Genomic DNA, 20170 nt, shown 5'->3' on the forward strand with positions numbered 1-20170 from the left:
GCAAGGCGCTTATCACGACCGCAACAACTCAGCCAGGCCCTGCACATCCAGCCCGTCGGCGGCAAACGCCGTGCGGACGAGCTTAGGCGGCACAAACTCGTCGTATTTGCCGAGGTAAGGCGCCTCGTCCGGGTCCAGCAGCGAACTGGCGTCGCTGCATTCCGCCAGCTCGCGGCGGATCTCCTCCAGCAGCGTCCCGGCATCCGCCTTGCCGGCAACGATCATGTAATAGGGCTCCATCGGCACGATCGAGCGCAAGGAGAGCGGCTCGGACAGATTATGCTTAAGCAGCCGCTCGAGCGTGCGGAACTGCTTGCTGCCCGCCCAAGGCAGTATAAACAGCGAATCCCCGCCCGCCGGGATAACGACCTGCTTCAGAAGCCCGCTCTCCCGGGCAAGCCGGCGCGCCCGCTCCAGGCGGTTCACGGCACCGGGCGCGAGATACGGGTAGATGGTGCTGTCCGCCAGCACCTCCCGCATCTTCTGCACGACCCGGGTGTGGACATCGCCGCCGGCGCCCAGCCATAGCGTATCGACCTTGCCTTTGGCAGCCTTCACGTACAATGCTTTGTGCTTGGTGTCCACTTCCTCTACCTTCCACAGCTTGCCGGCCAGTGAGAAGCAGTAGCCCGGAGGCGGCACGGTCGTAATCGATCCGATCTCCTCGGATCCGTTGTAGACGACATGCTCCTCATCGTCCTTAAATACCGCATAGAAGCGGTAGTTATTTACGATCTTCTCCCCGCCAAGACCGATGATGAGGCTGCCTTCCTCTGTGCGCTGGATATGATCGGTCTGCAGCAAATACTGCAGGAACTCCTTATACTCCTCCGGCTCGATGCCGCGAAATGCCGGGAGCGTAAGCACAGCCCGCGCCAGATCCTGCGGCTCGGCTTCTCCCATGCTCTTCAGCGTGCTCATCGTCTGATGGTACAGCACGCCCACCGGCTTCTTCCGCAAGGTGAGCGGCTCAACCCATTTCTCCCGGATGTACAGCTCGATGACGGCGATCGCCCGCAGCAGCATCCAGGGCATGCGCGCCGGCAGCAGCGCCTCTTCATCCTCGTCCTCCGGGCAAAGAAACATCATCTCAGAGGCCTGGTCCCCCCTGCGGCCGGAACGGCCGAGCCGCTGCACGAAGCTGGAGCAGCTGTACGGCGCACCGAGCTGGATGACCCGCTCCAGCTCGCCGAGGTCGATGCCGAGCTCCAGGGTTAGGGTTGCCGCGGCCACCGCCGGCCCCGGACCCGACCGCAGCGCGGCCTCCGCTTCCTCGCGCAGCATGGCGGAGATGCTTCCATGGTGCACATGGAAGACGTCCGGCTGCTGCCGCTTCGCGGCGATTCGCCGCAGCTCCAGCGTCGTGAGCTCTGCGTCCGAGCGGCTGTTTGTGAAGACGAGCGCTTTTTTCATATGCGTGTGATCGTACACGAAATCATAGTAGGCTTTGCGCGCGAGCTCCAGCTGCTCGGCCTGCTTCTCGTCCCGCGCATCGGGAAAGGAGAAGTGCTCCACCGACAGCCGCAGCTTCCGCCCGCCTTGCGGAGCAATGACCTCGACCGCATGCTGCGTTCCCGCACCCAGCCACCCGGCCGCGGTCTCGTAGTCGCTCAGCGTAGCCGACAGGCCAATCCGGCGAGGCTCGCACGAAGCCATCCGCTCGATGCGGGTGAGCTGGCTCAGCACCTGAATGCCGCGATCAGCTCCCATGAACGCATGGACCTCGTCGATAATGACGTACCGAAGATCCTGAAACAAGGCCGGTATCGCATTCGGCCGGTTCATCAGCAGCCCCTCAAGCGACTCCGGGGTAATCTGAAGCACGCCGGAAGGCTTCCGCATCAGCTTCGTCTTCTCAGCCTGGGACACGTCGCCGTGCCAGTGCCATACCGGAACCTGCCCCTCCTTCAGCAGATCGCTGATGCGCTCGAACTGGTCGTTGATCAGCGCCTTAAGCGGCCCGATATACAAAATGCCTACCGAGCTTGAAGGCCTGTTATACAGCTCCGTCAGGGCGGGAAAGAACGCCGCCTCCGTCTTCCCCGAGGCCGTACCGGATGCGATCAGCAAATGGTTCGGCGTATCGAACAGGACGCGGCAGGCTTCAACCTGTGCCTCGCGAAGGGTATCCCATCTTTTTTTATAGATAAATTCCTGAATGAATGGCGCCAACCGGGAAAAAGGATTCGCTGCGCTCATAGCTCAAACTCCGCCAGCAGATCATCCAGGTCGTCCCCCGGCTCATCCGCTCCTTTGCCGATTGGCTGCGCCTCCGCACGTTCGCCCATAAGCTGCTCGAAGCTGGCTTCCGGATGCTGATGCAGCGTGTGCAGCAGGTCCATGAAATCCCGCACAACCTCCCGGGTCGTCAGCAGTTCTTCCGCGCCCAGCCGGTTCACGGCAGCCTGCATAAACGCCACCAGCTGCTCGTCCTTCAGCTGCGGCTCATACTTGAAGTGCAGGGCATGGATATCCCTCAGCTTCTGCAGAAGGATCAGAATTTCTTCGTACGAGAGCATGTCCAGCTTCAGGATCGGGGATGTATACGTCCGGAGCGTGCTGCTGCCGTAACGTCCATCGATCAGACGTGAACGGAGGGCGTCATAGCTAAACAGCCCCCGGCGCTCGTCTTCGACAAACTGGGGCGTGCCGCCCATGTAGATCCCCAAGTGCTGGGCTTTGCCCTGCATCGTGTCGTTGAACATGGTGAGCAGCTTCTCGTAGTTGCTCTGACGGGAGATGCTGTTCGTGATTTTGTACAGGTTAACCCCTTCGTCAATGAACAGCAGCAGTCCCTTGTATCCAATCGCAGCCGTGAATTCGGACCACAGCTTCATATAGTCGTACCAGTTGTCATCGTCGATGATGACCCCTACGCCGAGCTCCTTGCGGGCTTCCGTCTTGGTCGGCACTTCCCCGCGCAGCCATCGCAGCGCCGCCGCTTTCCGGTCATCGTCGCCAAGCTTATAGCCCTTCCAATAAGCAGCCAGAACCTTCGCAAAATCAAACCCGTGCACCAGATTCTGCATCTCATTCGTCACCGCGAAAATGTCCAGCTCCACGCGTTCGTTCAGGGCGGGATCATCCGGCCGAAGGCCCGCCTCACCCATGATTCGCTGCTGAATCGCCGCAATCCACTTCTGCAGAATAGCCTCCAGCGCTCCGCCGTCAGGCCGCGTCTTCGTTGACAGATGGGTCATCAGCTCCCGGTACGTCGCCAGCCCCTGTCCCTTCGTGCCTACCAGCCGGCGCTCCGGCGACAAATCCGCATCCGCCACGACGAAGTCGCGGTCCATGGCATAGTTTCGCATCATCTGGAGGAGGAAGCTCTTGCCGCTGCCGTAACGTCCCGTGATAAGGCGGAAAGCCGCTCCCCCTTCGGCGATATTGTCCATATCCCGCAGGATCGACTCCACCTCCGGTTTACGCCCGACGGCAATATATTCAAGCCCAACGCGCGGCACGACGCCTGCCGTCATGGAGTTCACAAGGGCAGTGGTGAGCCGCTTCGGGATTTTTAACTCGTTCATGATCGATATTCACCTTCTTTCAAAAGCATTAGAGGCCGGTTGTACCGCCCTTGCTTTTATATCCTCTTCAAAGCATCCATCTTGTCGATATATTCTTCCGCAATGGATTCTCCGTCAATCAGCAGATCCCCGATGGTGTCCATCGCAGCCTCGTTAATCTCATCCAGCAGCAGGGCGGGCATCGAGCCTGCGCGCTCTGCAATGGGCTGCAGCGCAGCCGAATTCGGTCCCGCCTTCAAGGCGTGCAGAATCTCCATATGCACGGGCGTCAGACGCTCCGCAAGCTGCTGCCAATCGTCATCCTCAACATCCCATTGCCATGCCTGTCCGTGTGAATGGGATGCTTCCTCTGCTTTACTCGCTTCAGCCTCCGATCCCCGTTCAATATGAGGGATTTCTTTAGCGCCAAGCGTTACTTCAGCGTTTTTTTCGGTAGCTTCTTTGGTAGCTTCTTCGAAAGGTTCTTCGATTGGTTCTTCGATAGTTTTTATGTTAGTATCCAGGGTAGTTTCTACAGTAGTAAGCGCGATAGATTGTTCAGCAGCCTGTTTATAGATTTGCTCAGCGGTTTCCGCAGAAGATCCCCCCGTAGTTTGTCCAGTCGGTACGTTTGCCGCTTCGACGGTCGTTGGTTTAGCCGCTTTTACGGTCGTTGCGTTAGCCGTCCCTTCGATCCGCGGTTCCATTCCGGAAGAATCTTCGCTAGGGAGCCCCGCATCAAAATCCATCACGGCCTGAACGACATCCACACTCTTCGGTTTGCGCTTTCCAGATGAGACGGCTTTCGGGGACTGATCTGAACCTGCATGGACTAATGAAGACTTCTCATCCAAGGCCTCCTCCGATCCGGCCCCCTCGACAAGCAGCATGTCGCGGACCTCGTCCGACTCCCGCTGCAGTCGCCGCAGCTTCCTTGTATCGATCTGCACCTCCGGGATGCTCTTCTTCCGCTCGGCTTCAAGCTGCTGCTCTATTTCTTTGGTCAAATACCGTTCAACCAGCTGCGCCACATCCGGTCCGATGGCCTCCGTCCCGCGAAGCCGTCCCTTGAAGCCCCTAAGCTCCCTCAGCTTGTTCTCCGTCAGCCGGATCAACCCGGTCATGTAAGCCCGCAATGGGGCATACTCGCTTAAGGAGAGGATTGTCAGGACAACCGTTCGCCCATGCAGACCATGGTCATACACCGCGCTGCGAAACAGATATCGCTTGACCTGTCTTGGCCGGGGTTGGAAGCGGTCGATGAAGCGCTGCCCCGTCTTTTTGACCAGATAGCTGTCGACCAGCGCCACAACCTTCGGGGCATACCGCTGCATGTCCTTGCGTCCGGATTCCTGATAGAAACGGCTCTTCTCGGCGTCATAATCCAGCAGGCCGCACAGCAGCTCCCAGGTCAGCTCGGCAGGCTGAAGGGAGAAGCGCCGCATGTACTCCCGCTCCTTCAATTCTGGCGAAATGGCCCGCGGCAGGCGATCATACGTCTCGGGAATCGGCATATCCAGGTGATGCACGATCATAAAATCATATAGCCATTCCCGCAAATACATATCGAGCTTGGCATAACGCTCTCGGTAAGCGTTCCACGCTTGCAGCATCAAATCGTATCCTTGCCGCGGGTCGCTCCAGCCTACGCCGTGAATCAGCTCGTAAAAGTACAAGAACAAATAGGATAAATCCGTATCCGGGTACCGGCCGGACCGTACCTCCTCCCGCCAGTAAAAATACCAGCGAAACTGTTCAGGCCTCATCTGCTCGTACGTCGGCCAGTATGTTTTGAACGGAGCGAATGGAGCCGCCTCCTCCGTATGCCAGGCCAGCTCCCGTGCTTTCAGCGCAAATTGCTGCTCCTTGGTCACATAACGGAAGCTGTCGTCCAAATTCAGATCGGGGGGCTCCTGCGGCTTTACAACCAACGAGCTTCTCCCCACCGGTGCTTGAGGTGCCTCCGTTTGCCGATCCTGCTCTTGATCCGGATTCAGCCCCTCCCCGGTCCGGGTGGCAAGCGGCATGTCCCGCTCCTCCCCGCCGAACTCGATTTCAGCAAAACGAATCCCCTGATCATTGACCAGTGTGGTATGTCTTATGTGCTCTATGTGATTGTTTTTGTTATTATTGAAATCCGGCTTCTCATTTTTCATCGGTCATGAACCTCCGTCATGACTTCAATTATACCATTTTGCGTGGCTAGTCTAATGGATTTTCATATGAAACTCATCTATATTATAAGGGATGAAAGCGAACGATGCTCCAGATCAAAGACTGAAGCCGGAAAGGACTTCCTGATGAATAAATGGATCAAGGCACTATTATTTCTGGTAGGGGCGGCCATTCTGACCCGGCTGATCCCCTTCTCTTCCTGGTTCCGCATCCTCGATACGATGATTCACGAACTGGGACACGCACTCATGACCCTCCTCATGTCCGGCCGAGTGCTCAGCATTGAGCTGAACCCGGATCACAGCGGCGTCACGTATTCCATGCTGTCCTCGGGGGGCTGGAGTCCTGTCGTTGTCTCGTTGGCAGGGTATGTATCGGCCTCCGTGTTCGCCATTCTCATGTTCCTGGGATATGCCCGCAAACGGCAGGGCGAAGGCTTAATGACCATTACCGCGCTGGCGGTTATTATGATTATTTTCTTCGTACACAAGGGGTACGGGCTGTGGTGGCTCATTATTTTCATCATCGTCAATCTTATCTTTTATATGCTGGGACCGAAAATCCGCAACTTCTATTACCTGCTCCTGGCCTTTCTCGTGCTGGAGGAGTCCGTCATGGGGCCGTTGACCTTGGCCATACGGGCGCTGAGCCAGCCATCGCAAGCAGGAGACGCAAGCAATCTGGCCAATATGACTGTGGTTCCCGCGATTATCTGGGCACTGCTGTTCTTCGTCTTTTCCTTGTGGTGCGCCAAGGTGGCGCTGCAGCTGTTCTGGAAGAAGCGATGATGGGCCGTCCCGCTTACCTGATTTTGAAAGGAGCTGCTTAGCATGGCCCGGAAGCAATGGATCAGAGCGCTTGTGGTGTTAGTTGCCTCGAGTCTCATCACTTTAGGCATCCTCTGGTCTAAAGCAATACCTGATAACGAAACTGCAGATACTAAGACTGCGGATCATACGGAATTATATACACTAGAAGGGAATGGAGCCGCCTGGCGGGTGGAGGACTATACCGTCATTCGAACAAAGGACTCCATTTGGCGCGGCAATGCCAAGCTGGTCTATCTGGGGGACTCTAACGAAATCAGGCACTCCGACTACCTGAGCTATACCGTTTATGAGACGCTCGGCAGCGAGAATGAAGCCGTTCCCGTGCTTAGTGGAAGCCAGACAGCCGTAGGCGGGGCGATCAATCTCCTCCAGAATCTGGAGGATCTAGGCTCGGTGGAAAGCCCGATTACGGCTGCCGAACGGAATATGATCAAATTCCAGCCTTCCGGCGTTTATGTCGTCGTCGAGTGGAGGAACAGCCATGGGCAATCCATCCGGGACCGCATTCCGCTTGAAGTGCTGTAAATGGAATAAGCCGTCGTTTCCTCGGTGAGAGGGACGGCGGCTTCTTTATTAGCTGAAGTGGGTAGTAGCGCTTTTTAAAAAATATTGAGGTCCAGTTAATCTGTTCCGACAAGCTCAACCTCTACGAGTTCATCTATGTACTCGGCTTTCAAGTAATATTTGGACCCTTTTTGATAAATGATCACTTCCGGCCAAGAGGGATTATAATAAAATACATACCCCACTTGCTTCCACGTTTGCCCGTTTGCTAATTCATAAATATTCCCGTAATCAAATCCGGTAAATTCATTTTCGATATGGGACTTTGTGACATACGTATAACCTGGAATGGTTGGAGCAGGCGATGGCGGGCCATTCCTTTTCTTGTTAATTGTTGTATAGTCTACTTTAGCATCCACAAATCCCTCGGAGTGAGGCCCAACTTCACCTGGATTGAAGCGGATGACGATGCCCTGATCATAATAGTAAAATGAGTGATTGGACTGAGTAAGGTAAAATTCAATATGATCCGTGAAGATCGGATCCCCTTTGGACTCCCTCTTTACAAGCTGCGATGTAACAGCCTCAATCAGATTGAGCTTTTGACTTTCAGTCTTGATCACATCATCAAGCTCCAAGCGCTCGCCTGTCCTTAGATCAAAATTAAATGTACTGGCTGAGATGGTTTGGCCGCCTTCAGAATTTAAGTAGATGGTATTAACAATCGATAACTTTCCGTTTTTATTGTATTTGGTATTGGCTTTGGAACGAAAAGAGGTATGTTCACCGCTCTTTTTGTATTCCATATTCGCCCAGGCTAAAAGCTGGGCGTCTGCTTTAAGAATCCTATTGATATCACTGACCACTTTTTTGTTTTCCCCGCTAATTTGCACATATTGTTGGCCGAGGAAGTAATGTACGCTTGTCTTAACCTTGGTTGAAGCCGCATCAACCCCTGATGCGAATGAGATCAGGCTGATGAGGCACACGATCAACCATCCAGAAACAACTTTACTCATTACGTTTTCGTTCCCCCTACGATTGGATGAAACCCCAATTTCTTTTCCATCAGTATTTCAAAGCAACTCCAATCACTACCTGACAATATGAATGATAAATCCAAAAATAACGGCGATCACGATCAATACACCAGCCGCTAATAAAGTCATCGCCATATCGCTCAGCAACCCCCGCTGCTGATGACCTGCAAGCTTCTCCTTGACCTTTCTTTCTGAAACTTCCTGTTGTACTTGATCCAATGGCTCCGGGCCCATGACCATATGAATGCACCTCCACTATGCCGCATACCCAATTTTACCATAGTTTGCGGAATGAGGAATTCAAATCTGCTCACTTATTCGATATACGCACCGCCCCACGGCACGCTAACAGGTGTGCAGCCACAGCCCCTCCCCCACTCCCAAAAAAAGCGCAAAATAAAAAGCCCAGCCCCCGCAAGAGCAGGAGCCTGGTGCAAAGCAATCGGTTGTTTTCACCATACGGTCGAACGAAGAGCGCGTGTAATGGTATAATTGTAAATAGTTTAATAAAATCCCATGATAAGGGGGTGTTGATATGGGTTCGGCATTTGGTTTTGGAGGCCTGATCGCCAATCTAGTCATAATCTTTGTTGTTTTATTAGTCCTATATCGAATCGTAAAACTTGCGGTTAACCGATCTGAAATTAAAGAGGACATCACAAAATTAAGGGCAGAGGTAAAAAACTTACATACAAAAATTAATAACCTTGAAAAGTCAGACTTATGAGCGACCGGAGACGATTTACGCACCGCCCCACGGCTCGCTAAGGAGTGCAGCCACAGCCCCCCTTCTCCATAAAAAGCCCGGCTCCTGCCTTTGCAGCCAAGCCGGGCTTTGCCTTTGCGTTTCCATGGGACACCCACAAGGGCTTTGCTGCACACTTCTTCCCCTGCCACAGGTGCGAATATCGGCGGAGGAGCAGCGCGCTCGCCTTTAAAATCGGGAAGCATCCTCTACCTATTCCAGTCTAGCTTCCCGATTTTAACAGCGACCGAAGCCGATATACGCACCGCCCCACGGCACAAACCCTAATGTGCAGCCCTTCCTCCCTCCTCCCCAAAAAAGCCCGGCTCCTGCCTTTGCAGCTGAGCCGGCTTTGCCTTTGCGCTTCTATGGGAACCCACGTGGCTGGGCTGCACACTTTCTTCCCTGCCACAGGTGCGTATATCGGCGGAGGAGCTATGCGTTCGCCTTTAAAATCGGGAAGTATCCTCTGCCTACTCCATTCCAGCTTCCCGATTTTAACAGCGACCGGAGTCGATATACGCACCGCCCCACGGCACCCTAATAAATGTGCAGCCAACAGCCACGCCCTCACCCAGAAAAGCGCAAAATAAAAAGCCCAGCCCCTGCAAGAGCAGGAGCCGGGCTTTACCCTAAATTATTGTTGCTTCAAGTTATAGAACGACTTCAAGCCGTTGTATTGAGCAAGCTCGCCCAATTGGTCTTCGATGCGAAGCAATTGGTTGTACTTCGCTACGCGGTCCGTACGAGAAGGTGCACCCGTCTTGATCTGACCTGCGTTGGTAGCAACAGCGATGTCAGCGATCGTGCTGTCCTCGGACTCACCGGAACGGTGGGAGACAACAGCGGTGTAGCCTGCGCGTTTTGCCATTTCGATTGCATCGAATGTTTCAGTCAATGTACCGATTTGGTTAACCTTGATCAGGATGGAGTTACCGATGCCTTCCTTGATACCTCTCTCCAGACGCTCAGTGTTCGTAACGAACAGGTCGTCACCAACCAGCTGAATTTTGTTGCCCAGCTTCTCAGTGAGCAGCTTCCAACCTTCCCAATCGTCCTCGGAGCATCCGTCTTCGATGGTGATGATTGGGTATTTGTCTACCCAAGAAGCGAGCAGGTCAACGAATTCCGCAGGCGTGAAGGATTTGCCTTCGCCTTCCAGAACGTATTTGCCGTCCTTGAAGAATTCCGTGGAAGCAACGTCCATACCCAGGAATACGTCTTTGCCTGGCGTGTAGCCGGCTTTTTCGATCGCTTCGATGATGGAGGACAGTGCATCTTCGTTGGACGTGAAGTTTGGAGCAAAACCGCCTTCGTCGCCAACTGCCGTGTTCAGGCCTTTGCCTTTCAGAACGGACTTCAGGTTGTGGAAGATTTCAGCGCCCATGCGAAGCGCTTCTTTGAAGCTAGGTGCGCCCACAGGCAGTACCATGAACTCTTGAACGTCTACGTTGTTGTCGGCATGTGCACCGCCGTTCACGATGTTCATCATTGGTACTGGAAGCTGTTTGGCGTTGAATCCGCCGAGGTATACGTACAGCGGGAGATCCAATGCGTCAGCAGCAGCGCGTGCTACAGCCATGGATACAGCCAGGATCGCGTTTGCGCCGAGCTTGCCTTTGTTAGGCGTTCCGTCCAAAGCGATCATCAGCTTGTCGATACCGAGCTGGTCAAGCGCGTCCATACCGATTACTTCAGGGGCGATGATTTCGTTCACGTTCTCAACAGCTTTCAGAACGCCTTTGCCCAGGTAACGGGATTTGTCGTCGTCGCGAAGCTCAACCGCCTCGTGAACGCCAGTGGAAGCGCCGGATGGAACGATCGCGCGTCCGATCGCGCCGGATTCCAGGTATACTTCAACCTCTACAGTCGGGTTGCCGCGGGAGTCAAGGACTTCGCGAGCATATACGTCAGAAATAATAGTCATGGGTATAGTCTCCTTTTTCTTTGGTATCGTTTATGGTAAAGATTTTGTCCGTCTTTATTTACGCGCCGCAATCATGGAAGTTCCGGTCATTTCAGCCGGCTTCGGCAGATCCATCAGGTCGAGGATCGTCGGAGCAATATCGGCCAGAATGCCGCCTTCGCGCAGCGTCACGTTCTCATCGGTAACGATGAACGGTACCGGGTTGGTGGTATGAGCCGTGAATGGGCGTCCATTCTCGTCGAATACCATGTCCGCATTGCCGTGGTCAGCCGTAATGATGGCGACCCCGCCTTTAGCCAGAACGGCCTCAACCACTTTGCCGACGCACTCATCCGTCACTTCAACCGCCTTCTTGGTTGGCTCGAGCATGCCCGAGTGGCCAACCATGTCCGGGTTCGCGAAGTTCAGGATAATCGCATCATGCTTCTCGGCTTCGATTTCCTTCACGCACGCATCTGCGACCTCGTAAGCGCTCATTTCCGGCTTGAGGTCATAGGTTGCTACCTTCGGCGAGTTGATGAGGATGCGCGTTTCGCCTGGAAGCTCCACATCGCGTCCGCCGCTGAAGAAGAACGTCACATGCGGATATTTCTCGGTTTCCGCAATGCGCAGCTGCTTCTTGTTATGCTGCACCAGCACTTCGCCAAGCGTGTTGTCCAGATCCTTCGGCTTGTAGGCAACGAAGCCCTCCACCGTCTCGCTGAACAGGGTCAAGCACACGAAATGCAGGTTCTGCGGGAATCCCGGACCGCGATCGAATCCGCGGAAATCCTTATTCGTGAACACCTGGGACAATTGAATCGCGCGGTCAGGGCGGAAGTTCAGGAAGACGACCGAATCGCCGCTTTCCACAAGGCTTATCGGCTGGCCTTGGTCATCAACGATCACCGTAGGCTCGACGAATTCGTCATATACGGATTTCTCATACGATTCGGTAATCGCTTTGAGCGGATCGGTGTACTTCGGTCCTTCTCCGTATACCATGGCGCGGTAAGCCTTCTCCACGCGATCCCAACGCTTGTCGCGGTCCATCGCGTAATAGCGTCCGGACAATGTAGCGATCTGTCCAACGCCCACTTCCTGGATCTTGGCAATGAGATCTTTCACGAACTGCTTGCCGCTGTCAGGCGCTACATCCCGTCCGTCCATGAAGCCATGGATGTAAACGTCCTGCATGCCTTCCTTTTTGGCCAGGTCCAGCATCGCAAACATATGCTCGATGTGGCTATGTACCCCGCCATCCGACACAAGCCCGTACAGATGAAGCTTCTTGCCGCTGTTTTTTGCCGCGCGAACCGCCTCGACCAGCGTATCGTTCTCGAAGAACTCGCCTTCACGAATCGACTTCGAGATCCGGGTCAGGTCTTGGTACACGATCCGGCCTGCGCCGATGTTCAGGTGGCCTACTTCAGAGTTCCCCATCTGGCCTTCCGGCAAACCAACCGCTTCGCCGCAAGCGGTAAGCGTTGTGTTCGGATACTGCTTCAAGTACCGGTCATAATTCGGCTTGTTCGCTTGAGCGACTGCATTGCCTACTTCGGTGTTGCGAAGCCCGAAACCGTCCATGATGATCAGGGCTACTGGTCTTGGAGCTGTCATCTTACTTCGCCCCCTCAACGAGTGCGATGTAGGAAGCCGGCTGAAGACTTGCACCGCCGACGAGCGCGCCGTCGATGTCGCTTTGTCCCATATACTCCGCTACATTTTCAGGCTTCACGCTGCCGCCGTACTGAATCCGTACTTGAGCTGCAACACTTTCACCGTACAAGCCCTTCACCAGCTCGCGGATATAGGCGATCACTTCGTTAGCATCCTCAGCCGTGGAAGATTTGCCTGTCCCGATAGCCCAGATTGGCTCGTAAGCAATGACAACATGAACCGCTTGGTCTGCAGGGAGACCTGCAAATGCGGCTTCGGTCTGCACCTTGCACACATCTTTCGTCTGGCCGGCTTCACGCTCTTCCAGCTTCTCGCCTACGCATACGATCGGCAGCAAGCCGTGACGGAATGCCGCATGAACCTTCTTGTTCACGATCTCATCGGTTTCTGCAAAGTATTGGCGGCGCTCGGAATGTCCGATAATGACATAATCAACGCCCAGGTCCTTCAGCATCAAACCGCTGATTTCGCCTGTAAATGCGCCGTTATCTTCAAAATGGAGGTTTTGCGCGCCGATCTTGATGTTCGTTCCTTTGGCTGCTTCCACCAAAGCCGGAAGATTCGTAAACGGTGCGCAGATCACGCTTTCCACGCCTTCTACTTCCGCTTTGCCTTTAATCTCTTCGAAAAAAGCCTTTGCTTCCGGAACCGTCTTAAACATTTTCCAGTTGCCAGCTATGATAGGTGTTCTCACACAGTTCACTCCTTTATTCCCCCCGGTGAGCCGGGGTTCAAGCTTCTTCCACATTAGCTATCCAAAATCATTGATCTATATCTTTATTTATCGTTCAGTGCCACAACACCAGGAAGTGCTTTGCCTTCCATGAACTCAAGAGACGCACCGCCGCCGGTGGAAATATGGTCCATCTTGTCAGCGAGTCCGAATTTCTCAGCAGCTGCTGCGGAATCCCCGCCGCCGATCACCGTGTAGGCTTCCGTTTCTGCACATGCCTGTGCCACTGCACGGGTACCATGGCTGAATGGTTCGATTTCGAATACGCCCATAGGTCCGTTCCATACAACCAGCTTGGAGTTTTTAATGACTTCAGCATATTTGGCACGAGTCTTCGGTCCGATGTCAATGCCTTCCCAATCAGCCGGAATACCATCGATATTGACAATCTTGGTGTTGGCATTTGCGCTGAATTCGTCGGTAACGACGATATCTTCAGGCAGGTAGAAATTCTTGCCGAGCTGCTTCGCTTTCTCGATGAATCCGAGCGCGGCATCCAGCTTCTCTTTATCAAGCAGAGATTGGCCGATTTCATGCCCTTGCGCCTTGAGGAAGGTATACGTCAATCCGCCGCCGATGATCACGTTGTCGGCAATGTTCAGCAGGTTGTCGATGACATCGATTTTGTCCTTAACCTTCGAGCCGCCGATAATCGCCGTGAACGGACGATCCGGATTCGAGAGGGCTTTGCCGAGAACGGACAGCTCCTTCTCCATCAAGAGGCCGGATACGGCTGGAAGATGATGAGCAATACCTTCAGTAGATGCATGCGCACGGTGTGCTGCGCCAAACGCGTCGTTCACGAACAGATCGGCAAGCTCTGCGAACTGCTTCGCCAGCTCCGGATCATTCTTCTCTTCACCTGGATAAAAACGAACATTTTCAAGCACCAGCACGTCGCCGTTTTGCAGCTTTTCGACCTGCGCTTTTACCGCTTCCCCTACAGCTTCGTCCGCTTTTGCTACCGGCTTGCCCAGCAGCTCGGACAGACGCTCGCTCGCAGGATTCAGACGCAGCGATTCGACAACCTCGCCTTTCGGACGGCCCAAATGGCTCGCCAGGATGACCTTGGCGCCCCGCTCCACCAAATATTGAATCGTCGGCAAAGTTTCGCGAATCCGAGTGTCGTCTGTAATTTTACCATCTTCGAGCGGTACATTGAAATCGACGCGGACAAACACCCGTTTGCCGCTTACTTCTACGTCACGCACACTTTTCTTGTTCATCTCCACGTTCCTCCTAACAAAATGTTCTCCCTCGCCGGGCAGCATGCCGCTGCTCTCGTTTCTCTCTCTAATCGCCCGCCAGAGCCGGCTTCTCTCGCTACTTCCCAGTACTCTGGCATGAAAACAGGTTAAAACCATGAACCAAAGAGGAGGCCCGTAAACGGAACTCCTCTTCGATTGGTTGGCTGGATCAATTACAGACCTTTGCTTGCGATGTAAGCAGCGAGGTCAACGACACGGTTGGAATAGCCCCACTCGTTGTCATACCAGGAAACAACTTTAACCATGTTGTCGCCAACAACCATTGTGGAGAGCGCGTCGATCGTGGAAGAAGCAGGATCGCCATTGTAGTCGCTCGATACGAGCGGCTCGTCGGAGTAGTTCAGGATGCCTTTCAATGGACCCTCAGCAGCTGCTTTCAGCGCTGCGTTAACTTCTTCTTGCGTAACGTTCTTGGACAGCTCAACAACGAGGTCCGTTACGGAAACGTTCTTCGTAGGTACGCGCATTGCCATACCGTTCAGCTTGCCTTTCAATTGCGGCAGAACCAGGCTAACCGCTTTAGCAGCACCTGTTGTGGAAGGAATGATGTTCTCTGCAGCTGCACGAGCACGACGCAGGTCTTTGTGCGGAAGGTCAAGCACTTGCTGGTCGTTCGTGTAGGAGTGAACGGTAGTCATCATACCTTTCACGATGCCGAACTTCTCGTCGAGAACTTTAGCGAATGGAGCCAAGCAGTTGGTTGTACAAGAAGCGTTGGAGATGATGGTGTGGTTAGCAGCATCGTATTTCTCTTCGTTAACGCCCATAACGATAGTGATATCCTCGTCCGTAGCTGGAGCGGAGATAATAACTTTCTTAGCGCCGCCTTTCAGGTGAGCGGAAGCTTTCTCTTTCGCTGTGAAGATACCCGTGGACTCAACAACGATTTCTACGCCGTACTCAGCCCAAGGCAATGCTTCAGGGTTGCGCTCAGCAAATACTTTGATCTCACGGCCGTTTACAACCAGTGCGCCTTCTTTAGCTTCAACGGTTGCATTCAGTCTTCCGTGAGTCGTGTCATATTTCAAAAGGTGAGCCAGCGTGCTTACGTCCGTCAAATCGTTGATTGCAACGATTTCTACTTCGCTGTTGTTCAGCGCAGCACGGAACACGTTGCGTCCAATACGTCCAAAACCGTTAATACCTACTTTAACCATGAGTAGTTCCCTCCATATTTGTAAAATTAATATATTCAAGACCGACCGTTAAGCCGATCAAGACAACGGGATAAAGAATAACGAGGCCTTGCACCTGTATGCTTGCCGGACCTTAAGGTTACGATGCCGCTGCATCGATCTCCTTCTCTACCTCCAGCGCAGCCGCCTCATCCGTAACGAGGATATCCTCGTGCCCGAATTTCAGCACGGCATGAATCGCTTTGCCTTTGCTTCGGCCGCCGGCAATGCCAATGATCGTCTCCGTCTGCATGATGTCCTCCAGCCGGAGCCCGAGAGTCAGCATCTTGTGGACAACCGCGCCTTCCTCGCTGAAGTAGTATCCGAAGGATTCGGCAATCGCCCCATCCTGCTGGAGGCTGCGGATCGAGTCCTCGTCCAGCTTGCGTCTTCTGGCCATTTCCATCGCGTCGCCGATCCCGTGGATAATGATCCGGGAACGTCGGATGACATCCACAATCTCCTGGATGTGCTGATCCTGCACTAGGGATTGATAGGCATCCTCGCTAAGGAGATCAGGCACGTGCAGCAGACGATATTCGGCACCCACGCGCTTTGCCATCTTGGAAGCAATCGTGTTGGCCTGAATTTCCATGCTCTCTCCGAGACCGCCGCGTGCGGGCACAAACCATGTGCCTTTCAGAGGCCCTGCCGCAAGCGGTGACATCTGCTCCGCGACTTCGGCGAGCGTGGATCCACCCGTGACGGCGATCGTATCGCCGTTCTCGACGAAGCTTAGCAGTGTTCTTGCTCCGGCACGTCCGAGCTCGCGCTTCACTTCCGGAGAGGATTCACTGTCACCGGGAATGACGACAACCTTGCGGAGTCCGTAGGCCTTCTTGATCTTCTCCTCAAGCTCGACCAGCCCGAACAAATCCTTCATGAGCGGCTCCAGTTCTTCGAGCAGACACAGTCCTGCATGGCTGATCCGCATACCGAGCGTCTCAATCTCGATCAGTCCCTGCGCTTTCAGAAGATCGGTTTCAGCCCGCAGAACCCGTTCCGTCATCGATAAGGATGACGCCAGCGTTCGTCGGCCGACCAGCCCGGACAGCTTGATCTGATGGAGGATCGTGTACCTTCGTTTAAAGGTGTCCATCAAATCGGGCAGAAGCTGCTCTTGTATTTCTAATAGGTTACGCATGCATTCCACTCCTGCAAACTTTCGTCTCGGCTCTTCTATCGGTTGGACGTAAAATGTCCCAGGATAACCTTTTAAGTCCCACCCCTATTCTAACCAATAATGATGCAGGTTGCAAGTGTCCGAACGTATATTTCTCTGCAACCATCATTCTTATACATTATGGCCAAATCGAAACCTCTCTATATATCAAAACAATGTTTTATCCGCTCTTGTGTTTTTCTATTAGATAGGGTATAATCATCTTCGTTGCTGATTTTTTATATGCGCCCGTGGTCCAATGGATATGACGTAGGCCTCCGGAGCCTGAGATCGAGGTTCGATTCCTCGCGGGCGCGCCATCTTTAAATTTTCTCATATATGAATTACCCGAAAGTGCCCATGACGGCTCTTTTTTTTGCCCAATAGTTTGACTATCTTTGACTTTTTGATTAAAATTGTTTATCATGTGGGTAATACGGTAACAGTATTTATTAGTGATGCACTTAATGAGGAGGTTTTTCACGTGAGTTTTATACCTATGGTCGTTGAACAAAGCAACCGCGGCGAGCGGGCATACGACATCTATTCCAGATTGCTGAAAGACCGCATAATCTTCCTCGGCTCCGACGTCAATGACGTGGTCGCCAATTCCATCATTGCCCAAATGCTGTTCTTGTCGGCAGAGGATCCGGAGAAGGATATTCACCTTTACATCAATAGCCCTGGCGGTTCGATCACCGCGGGGATGGCAATATTCGATACGATGCAATTCATCAAGCCGGACGTCTCGACCATCTGTGTCGGTATGGCCGCCTCCATGGGTGCATTCCTGCTGAATGCAGGCGCTAAGGGCAAGCGCTACGCGCTGCCGAACAGCGAAATCATGATTCACCAGCCGCTTGGCGGCGCACAAGGTCAAGCAACGGATATCGAAATCCGGGCACGCCGCATTCTGAAGATGCGCGACAAGCTGAACCGTATTCTTGCCGAGCGCACCGGCCAACCGCTGGAGCGGATCGAGAAGGATACCGACCGCGACTACTTCATGACGGCTGAAGAAGCCAAAGAATACGGTCTCGTCGACCAAGTGTTGGAGAAGACGCCTTCGCAAGGACTATAAGAAGCAATACATGCAAAAGGCATGCACACGTAAAGGTGCATGCCTTTTTTCTTATGTCTGTATAGAACATAGTGACCAACCCCAATGGTTATTTCTGGTATAATTGCATTGTTGATTCCTAATATACAGGGAGGTCCTTATGATCGGCTCTAAAATATCCTTTGTTTTCATGCTCGTGCTCGTCCATCTTCCGTTTCTGATCATGAACCTGGAGCGTGCCGTTTCCGGCGCCGATCCGCATGCAATTCATGGAGTTGCCTCCATTGTTCTTGTCCTTCTGCTTCTGTTCTCCGGTTTTGTGATGGGGTATACCAATCAGACATTCTACCCCCGCTGGTTCTCGGCTTATTGGCTCGTCGGCGTGTTCTTCATGGTCGTCGGCTACTTGCTGAAGCTCTACGTCGTTCTCATTCCATTCGTCCTTCTCTACGCCGTCCCCCTTTACGGGCTCGTCCACTACACCGGTCACTCGGAGGAGACGGTTTATCCTCTTGTCCATGCGGCCGTTGGTTGGGGAGCCGGTATAATTGGTTACGGAATTGGACATTCCCGCTTCAGACGGAGGGATCCTCAACAAGCAACATGAGATTCCATCGGATCCCTTCAGGATGGATTCGTAATTGGTTCATGAGCTTGTGAATGCCCATATCCGTCTGATTAGCTATACCCAACTGTGATGCAGACCCCTCCGCCATGCCCTACGCATACAAAAATCCCTTGGCCGCTAGGCCTGAAGTTAACCTCAGGCTGCGATCCAAGGGATTTCTTTTTGTATTCCGGCACATTGTTGCATCTTTACATCACAGTGTATCAAACGGTCACAGGCCTCGCGCCCCCTAGGATTCAGTTATCCCATGGTTCAGAACCTGCGGTTCCCATCCTTATTTCCATTCCTTCAGCTTCAATTCAAATTCAGGGAAGCCGTAGGCATAAGCCGTGTATTCATACAGCTGGAAGTACAGGACCACGGCGTTATCCTTCAGATAGAATTCCGCATCTTCCGGAACTCCTTCGAATCCGCCAAGGTAGCCCCCGCCCTTCTTCAACTCGCTCAAGACGCGGTTGTCGAGCTTCTTCTTCTTGCCCTTCAGGTCGATGAAATCGCCAAGCTTCAGCAGCTTTCCATCCTTCAGGGAGAACGTGAAGCTGTTCTTGAAGGTCATGCCGTGCGCGCCGCCGAGATAGGAATAATCATGCGCCGTAACACTCAGCAAGCCGTCCTTGTTGTAGTGGACCACAAAATTGCCTTCGAAGGCATAAGGGAAGCTGTCTTCACCCGGAGGAAGCTCCTTGATGCTTTCCTCTGCGCGGGCGATCACGCTTTCCGCATGCTTTTTCAATACGCTGTTGATTTGAGTTTGGGCCTCGCCATTGCTTAGGCCGCTGACAACCGGATAACTCACAGCAGCTTCCACGCCCTGGATCGTCTTCTTCAACGTTTCCGATTTGATCGTTAGATCGCTCTGCTTCTTCGTCAAGCTGAGCGTCTTCGAGGACGGACTCCATTGTCCCTGGATCCCTAAGTATTCGCTGACCGTCTTGAACGGCAGATAGAGCCGTCCGTTGAGGATTTGACCCCCAGGCTCTCCGGCATAGAGGCCGTTGACCAACAAGCCGATTTCCTTCGAATCATACACAACGGCACTTAGTTGATGATAGCCGGCGTTCAGGGTATACGTACGGTTTTTCGAATCATATTTCAGGGGCATTCCCGCCGCATCCCGGAGTACGGTTGCAGGGATATAAGTAACTCCGTGCAGAAGGACTCCCTTCTGGGATAGGGTCTTGCCGTTCCATTTCAATGTCACTTCATTCTTCTTCGCTACGTTGTGGCTGGCGGAAACAGAGGGCTTCGAGGGGCTTGCATCGATGACCTGTCCGTTCAAGCCAAGACTTCCGAGCAGGACGCCAGTTGCAATAATTGTTGCGCATACGCGAAATTTGGAATTCATATTAGTTCCACCTTTTCCAATTTAAGTTGCCATAGTTGTTTATTACCCTCATTCATTATAAAAAATCCGGACCACCGTTTGGTAACAAGTGAATGACAATTTTGATTCCATGCTATAGGAACTACATGAAGAATATAGTCTTATAGTCTTATTTCCCCATATTTGACCAAAACTTATGAACGGGCTGCTTCCTTCACCTGATCGATCTGCGAACCGTATCTCTTTATAGTGTCTTACCACTTCAGCTGGTTCTATAACATTCAAAATCTTTGGCATATCTCATAGACCGCTGCTCCTCCGTCATGATCCCCATTCCAATCAGAACCACCCGTCAAACGGGTGGTTTGCTCTTGGGGTATAACCCCTTGTTGCCAAACTGCGCCTAAAGACGCTAGCCTGACAATAAAATT

At 53.2% G+C, this 20170-nt stretch carries 17 protein-coding genes and 1 tRNA gene; 6 read left to right on the top strand and 12 right to left on the bottom strand.

Going from position 1 to position 20170, the window contains the following annotated elements:
* Positions 1 to 12: 12 nt before the first annotated feature.
* Genes J2Z18_RS05545 through J2Z18_RS05555 form a run of 3 tightly spaced genes read right to left on the bottom strand, consistent with a single transcriptional unit; the run spans position 13 to position 5665 of the window.
* Complete coding sequence (locus J2Z18_RS05545) at positions 13 to 2199, bottom strand: DEAD/DEAH box helicase (RefSeq protein ID WP_210094341.1); 2187 nt, start codon at positions 2197 to 2199, stop codon at positions 13 to 15.
* Positions 2196 to 3530, bottom strand: coding sequence for an ATP-binding protein (locus J2Z18_RS05550; protein ID WP_210094342.1), 1335 nt, complete (start codon positions 3528 to 3530; stop codon positions 2196 to 2198). Before J2Z18_RS05550 ends, J2Z18_RS05545 begins: the two co-directional genes overlap by 4 nt.
* A gap of 56 nt (positions 3531 to 3586) precedes the next feature.
* A complete protein-coding gene (locus J2Z18_RS05555; protein ID WP_210094343.1) occupies positions 3587 to 5665 on the bottom strand; it encodes a TerB N-terminal domain-containing protein in 2079 nt (692 codons plus the stop codon).
* A gap of 144 nt (positions 5666 to 5809) precedes the next feature.
* On the opposite strand from J2Z18_RS05555, the gene J2Z18_RS05560 reads away from it, so the two are divergent.
* Entirely contained in the window at positions 5810 to 6472 is a 663-nt protein-coding gene (locus tag J2Z18_RS05560) for a M50 family metallopeptidase (protein WP_028406734.1), read from the top strand.
* A gap of 42 nt (positions 6473 to 6514) precedes the next feature.
* Positions 6515 to 7039, top strand: a complete 525-nt coding sequence (locus J2Z18_RS05565; protein ID WP_210094344.1) for a hypothetical protein — start codon at positions 6515 to 6517, stop codon at positions 7037 to 7039.
* A gap of 95 nt (positions 7040 to 7134) precedes the next feature.
* Here the strand turns inward: J2Z18_RS05565 and J2Z18_RS05570 are convergent, their stop codons facing one another.
* Together J2Z18_RS05570 and J2Z18_RS05575 are read right to left on the bottom strand one after the other, a co-directional pair.
* Positions 7135 to 8037 (bottom strand): RsiV family protein, encoded by a 903-nt coding sequence (locus tag J2Z18_RS05570; RefSeq protein WP_210094345.1) that lies wholly within the window; start codon positions 8035 to 8037, stop codon positions 7135 to 7137.
* Positions 8038 to 8112: 75 nt separating this feature from the next.
* Positions 8113 to 8298, bottom strand: coding sequence for a hypothetical protein (locus tag J2Z18_RS05575; RefSeq protein WP_028406731.1), 186 nt, complete (start codon positions 8296 to 8298; stop codon positions 8113 to 8115).
* Positions 8299 to 8593: 295 nt separating this feature from the next.
* Between J2Z18_RS05575 and J2Z18_RS05580 the strand changes: the two genes are divergently transcribed.
* Complete coding sequence (locus J2Z18_RS05580; protein ID WP_028406730.1) at positions 8594 to 8785, top strand: hypothetical protein; 192 nt, start codon at positions 8594 to 8596, stop codon at positions 8783 to 8785.
* Positions 8786 to 9440: 655 nt separating this feature from the next.
* Here J2Z18_RS05580 and eno read toward each other — a convergent pair.
* From eno to J2Z18_RS05610, 6 genes are all read right to left on the bottom strand, one after another.
* Positions 9441 to 10730 carry a phosphopyruvate hydratase gene (eno, locus tag J2Z18_RS05585; RefSeq protein WP_007133019.1) on the bottom strand — a complete coding sequence of 430 codons (1290 nt, stop codon included), beginning with the start codon at positions 10728 to 10730 and terminating at the stop codon, positions 9441 to 9443.
* Between the two features lie 54 nt (positions 10731 to 10784).
* Positions 10785 to 12329: a 2,3-bisphosphoglycerate-independent phosphoglycerate mutase gene (gene gpmI / locus J2Z18_RS05590; protein ID WP_028406078.1), complete on the bottom strand. Its 1545-nt coding sequence runs from the start codon at positions 12327 to 12329 to the stop codon at positions 10785 to 10787.
* A 1-nt stretch (position 12330) separates the two neighbouring features.
* Positions 12331 to 13083, bottom strand: coding sequence for a triose-phosphate isomerase (gene tpiA, locus J2Z18_RS05595; RefSeq protein ID WP_028406079.1), 753 nt, complete (start codon positions 13081 to 13083; stop codon positions 12331 to 12333).
* 83 nt (positions 13084 to 13166) lie between these two features.
* Entirely contained in the window at positions 13167 to 14348 is a 1182-nt protein-coding gene (locus J2Z18_RS05600) for a phosphoglycerate kinase (protein WP_007133016.1), read from the bottom strand.
* Positions 14349 to 14542: 194 nt separating this feature from the next.
* Positions 14543 to 15547: a type I glyceraldehyde-3-phosphate dehydrogenase gene (gap, locus tag J2Z18_RS05605; RefSeq protein WP_007133015.1), complete on the bottom strand. Its 1005-nt coding sequence runs from the start codon at positions 15545 to 15547 to the stop codon at positions 14543 to 14545.
* A 118-nt stretch (positions 15548 to 15665) separates the two neighbouring features.
* Positions 15666 to 16709, bottom strand: coding sequence for a sugar-binding transcriptional regulator (locus J2Z18_RS05610; protein WP_210094346.1), 1044 nt, complete (start codon positions 16707 to 16709; stop codon positions 15666 to 15668).
* A 263-nt stretch (positions 16710 to 16972) separates the two neighbouring features.
* Here J2Z18_RS05610 and J2Z18_RS05615 point away from each other — a divergent pair.
* The 3 genes from J2Z18_RS05615 (at position 16973) to J2Z18_RS05625 (ending at position 18394) form a co-directional block, all read left to right on the top strand.
* Positions 16973 to 17047: transfer RNA gene (locus J2Z18_RS05615), tRNA-Arg, on the top strand.
* Positions 17048 to 17211: 164 nt separating this feature from the next.
* On the top strand, positions 17212 to 17808 hold the full coding sequence (gene clpP, locus J2Z18_RS05620) for an ATP-dependent Clp endopeptidase proteolytic subunit ClpP (protein WP_007133013.1): 597 nt from the start codon (positions 17212 to 17214) through the stop codon (positions 17806 to 17808).
* 139 nt (positions 17809 to 17947) lie between these two features.
* Positions 17948 to 18394 carry a hypothetical protein gene (locus J2Z18_RS05625; RefSeq protein ID WP_210094347.1) on the top strand — a complete coding sequence of 149 codons (447 nt, stop codon included), beginning with the start codon at positions 17948 to 17950 and terminating at the stop codon, positions 18392 to 18394.
* A gap of 295 nt (positions 18395 to 18689) precedes the next feature.
* On the opposite strand, the gene J2Z18_RS05630 is transcribed toward J2Z18_RS05625, so the two are convergent.
* Complete coding sequence (locus J2Z18_RS05630; protein ID WP_210094348.1) at positions 18690 to 19760, bottom strand: PdaC/SigV domain-containing protein; 1071 nt, start codon at positions 19758 to 19760, stop codon at positions 18690 to 18692.
* Between the last annotated feature and the right edge of the window lie 410 nt (positions 19761 to 20170).

Origin of the sequence: Paenibacillus lactis, assembly GCF_017873605.1 — a bacterium.
Lineage (GTDB): Bacteria > Bacillota > Bacilli > Paenibacillales > Paenibacillaceae > Paenibacillus_AQ > Paenibacillus_AQ lactis.

Coding starts and splice junctions, on each gene's coding strand:
- J2Z18_RS05575 (WP_028406731.1), bottom strand. CDS start 8,298: ATGGTCATGGGCCCGGAGCCATTGGATCAAGTACAACAGGAAGTTTCA.
- eno (WP_007133019.1), bottom strand. CDS start 10,730: ATGACTATTATTTCTGACGTATATGCTCGCGAAGTCCTTGACTCCCGC.
- J2Z18_RS05630 (WP_210094348.1), bottom strand. CDS start 19,760: ATGAATTCCAAATTTCGCGTATGCGCAACAATTATTGCAACTGGCGTC.
- J2Z18_RS05600 (WP_007133016.1), bottom strand. CDS start 14,348: ATGAACAAGAAAAGTGTGCGTGACGTAGAAGTAAGCGGCAAACGGGTG.
- gpmI (WP_028406078.1), bottom strand. CDS start 12,329: ATGACAGCTCCAAGACCAGTAGCCCTGATCATCATGGACGGTTTCGGG.
- J2Z18_RS05625 (WP_210094347.1), top strand. CDS start 17,948: ATGATCGGCTCTAAAATATCCTTTGTTTTCATGCTCGTGCTCGTCCAT.
- J2Z18_RS05550 (WP_210094342.1), bottom strand. CDS start 3,530: ATGAACGAGTTAAAAATCCCGAAGCGGCTCACCACTGCCCTTGTGAAC.
- J2Z18_RS05610 (WP_210094346.1), bottom strand. CDS start 16,709: ATGCGTAACCTATTAGAAATACAAGAGCAGCTTCTGCCCGATTTGATG.
- J2Z18_RS05580 (WP_028406730.1), top strand. CDS start 8,594: ATGGGTTCGGCATTTGGTTTTGGAGGCCTGATCGCCAATCTAGTCATA.
- J2Z18_RS05560 (WP_028406734.1), top strand. CDS start 5,810: ATGAATAAATGGATCAAGGCACTATTATTTCTGGTAGGGGCGGCCATT.
- J2Z18_RS05570 (WP_210094345.1), bottom strand. CDS start 8,037: ATGAGTAAAGTTGTTTCTGGATGGTTGATCGTGTGCCTCATCAGCCTG.
- J2Z18_RS05545 (WP_210094341.1), bottom strand. CDS start 2,199: ATGAGCGCAGCGAATCCTTTTTCCCGGTTGGCGCCATTCATTCAGGAA.
- J2Z18_RS05565 (WP_210094344.1), top strand. CDS start 6,515: ATGGCCCGGAAGCAATGGATCAGAGCGCTTGTGGTGTTAGTTGCCTCG.
- J2Z18_RS05555 (WP_210094343.1), bottom strand. CDS start 5,665: ATGAAAAATGAGAAGCCGGATTTCAATAATAACAAAAACAATCACATA.
- gap (WP_007133015.1), bottom strand. CDS start 15,547: ATGGTTAAAGTAGGTATTAACGGTTTTGGACGTATTGGACGCAACGTG.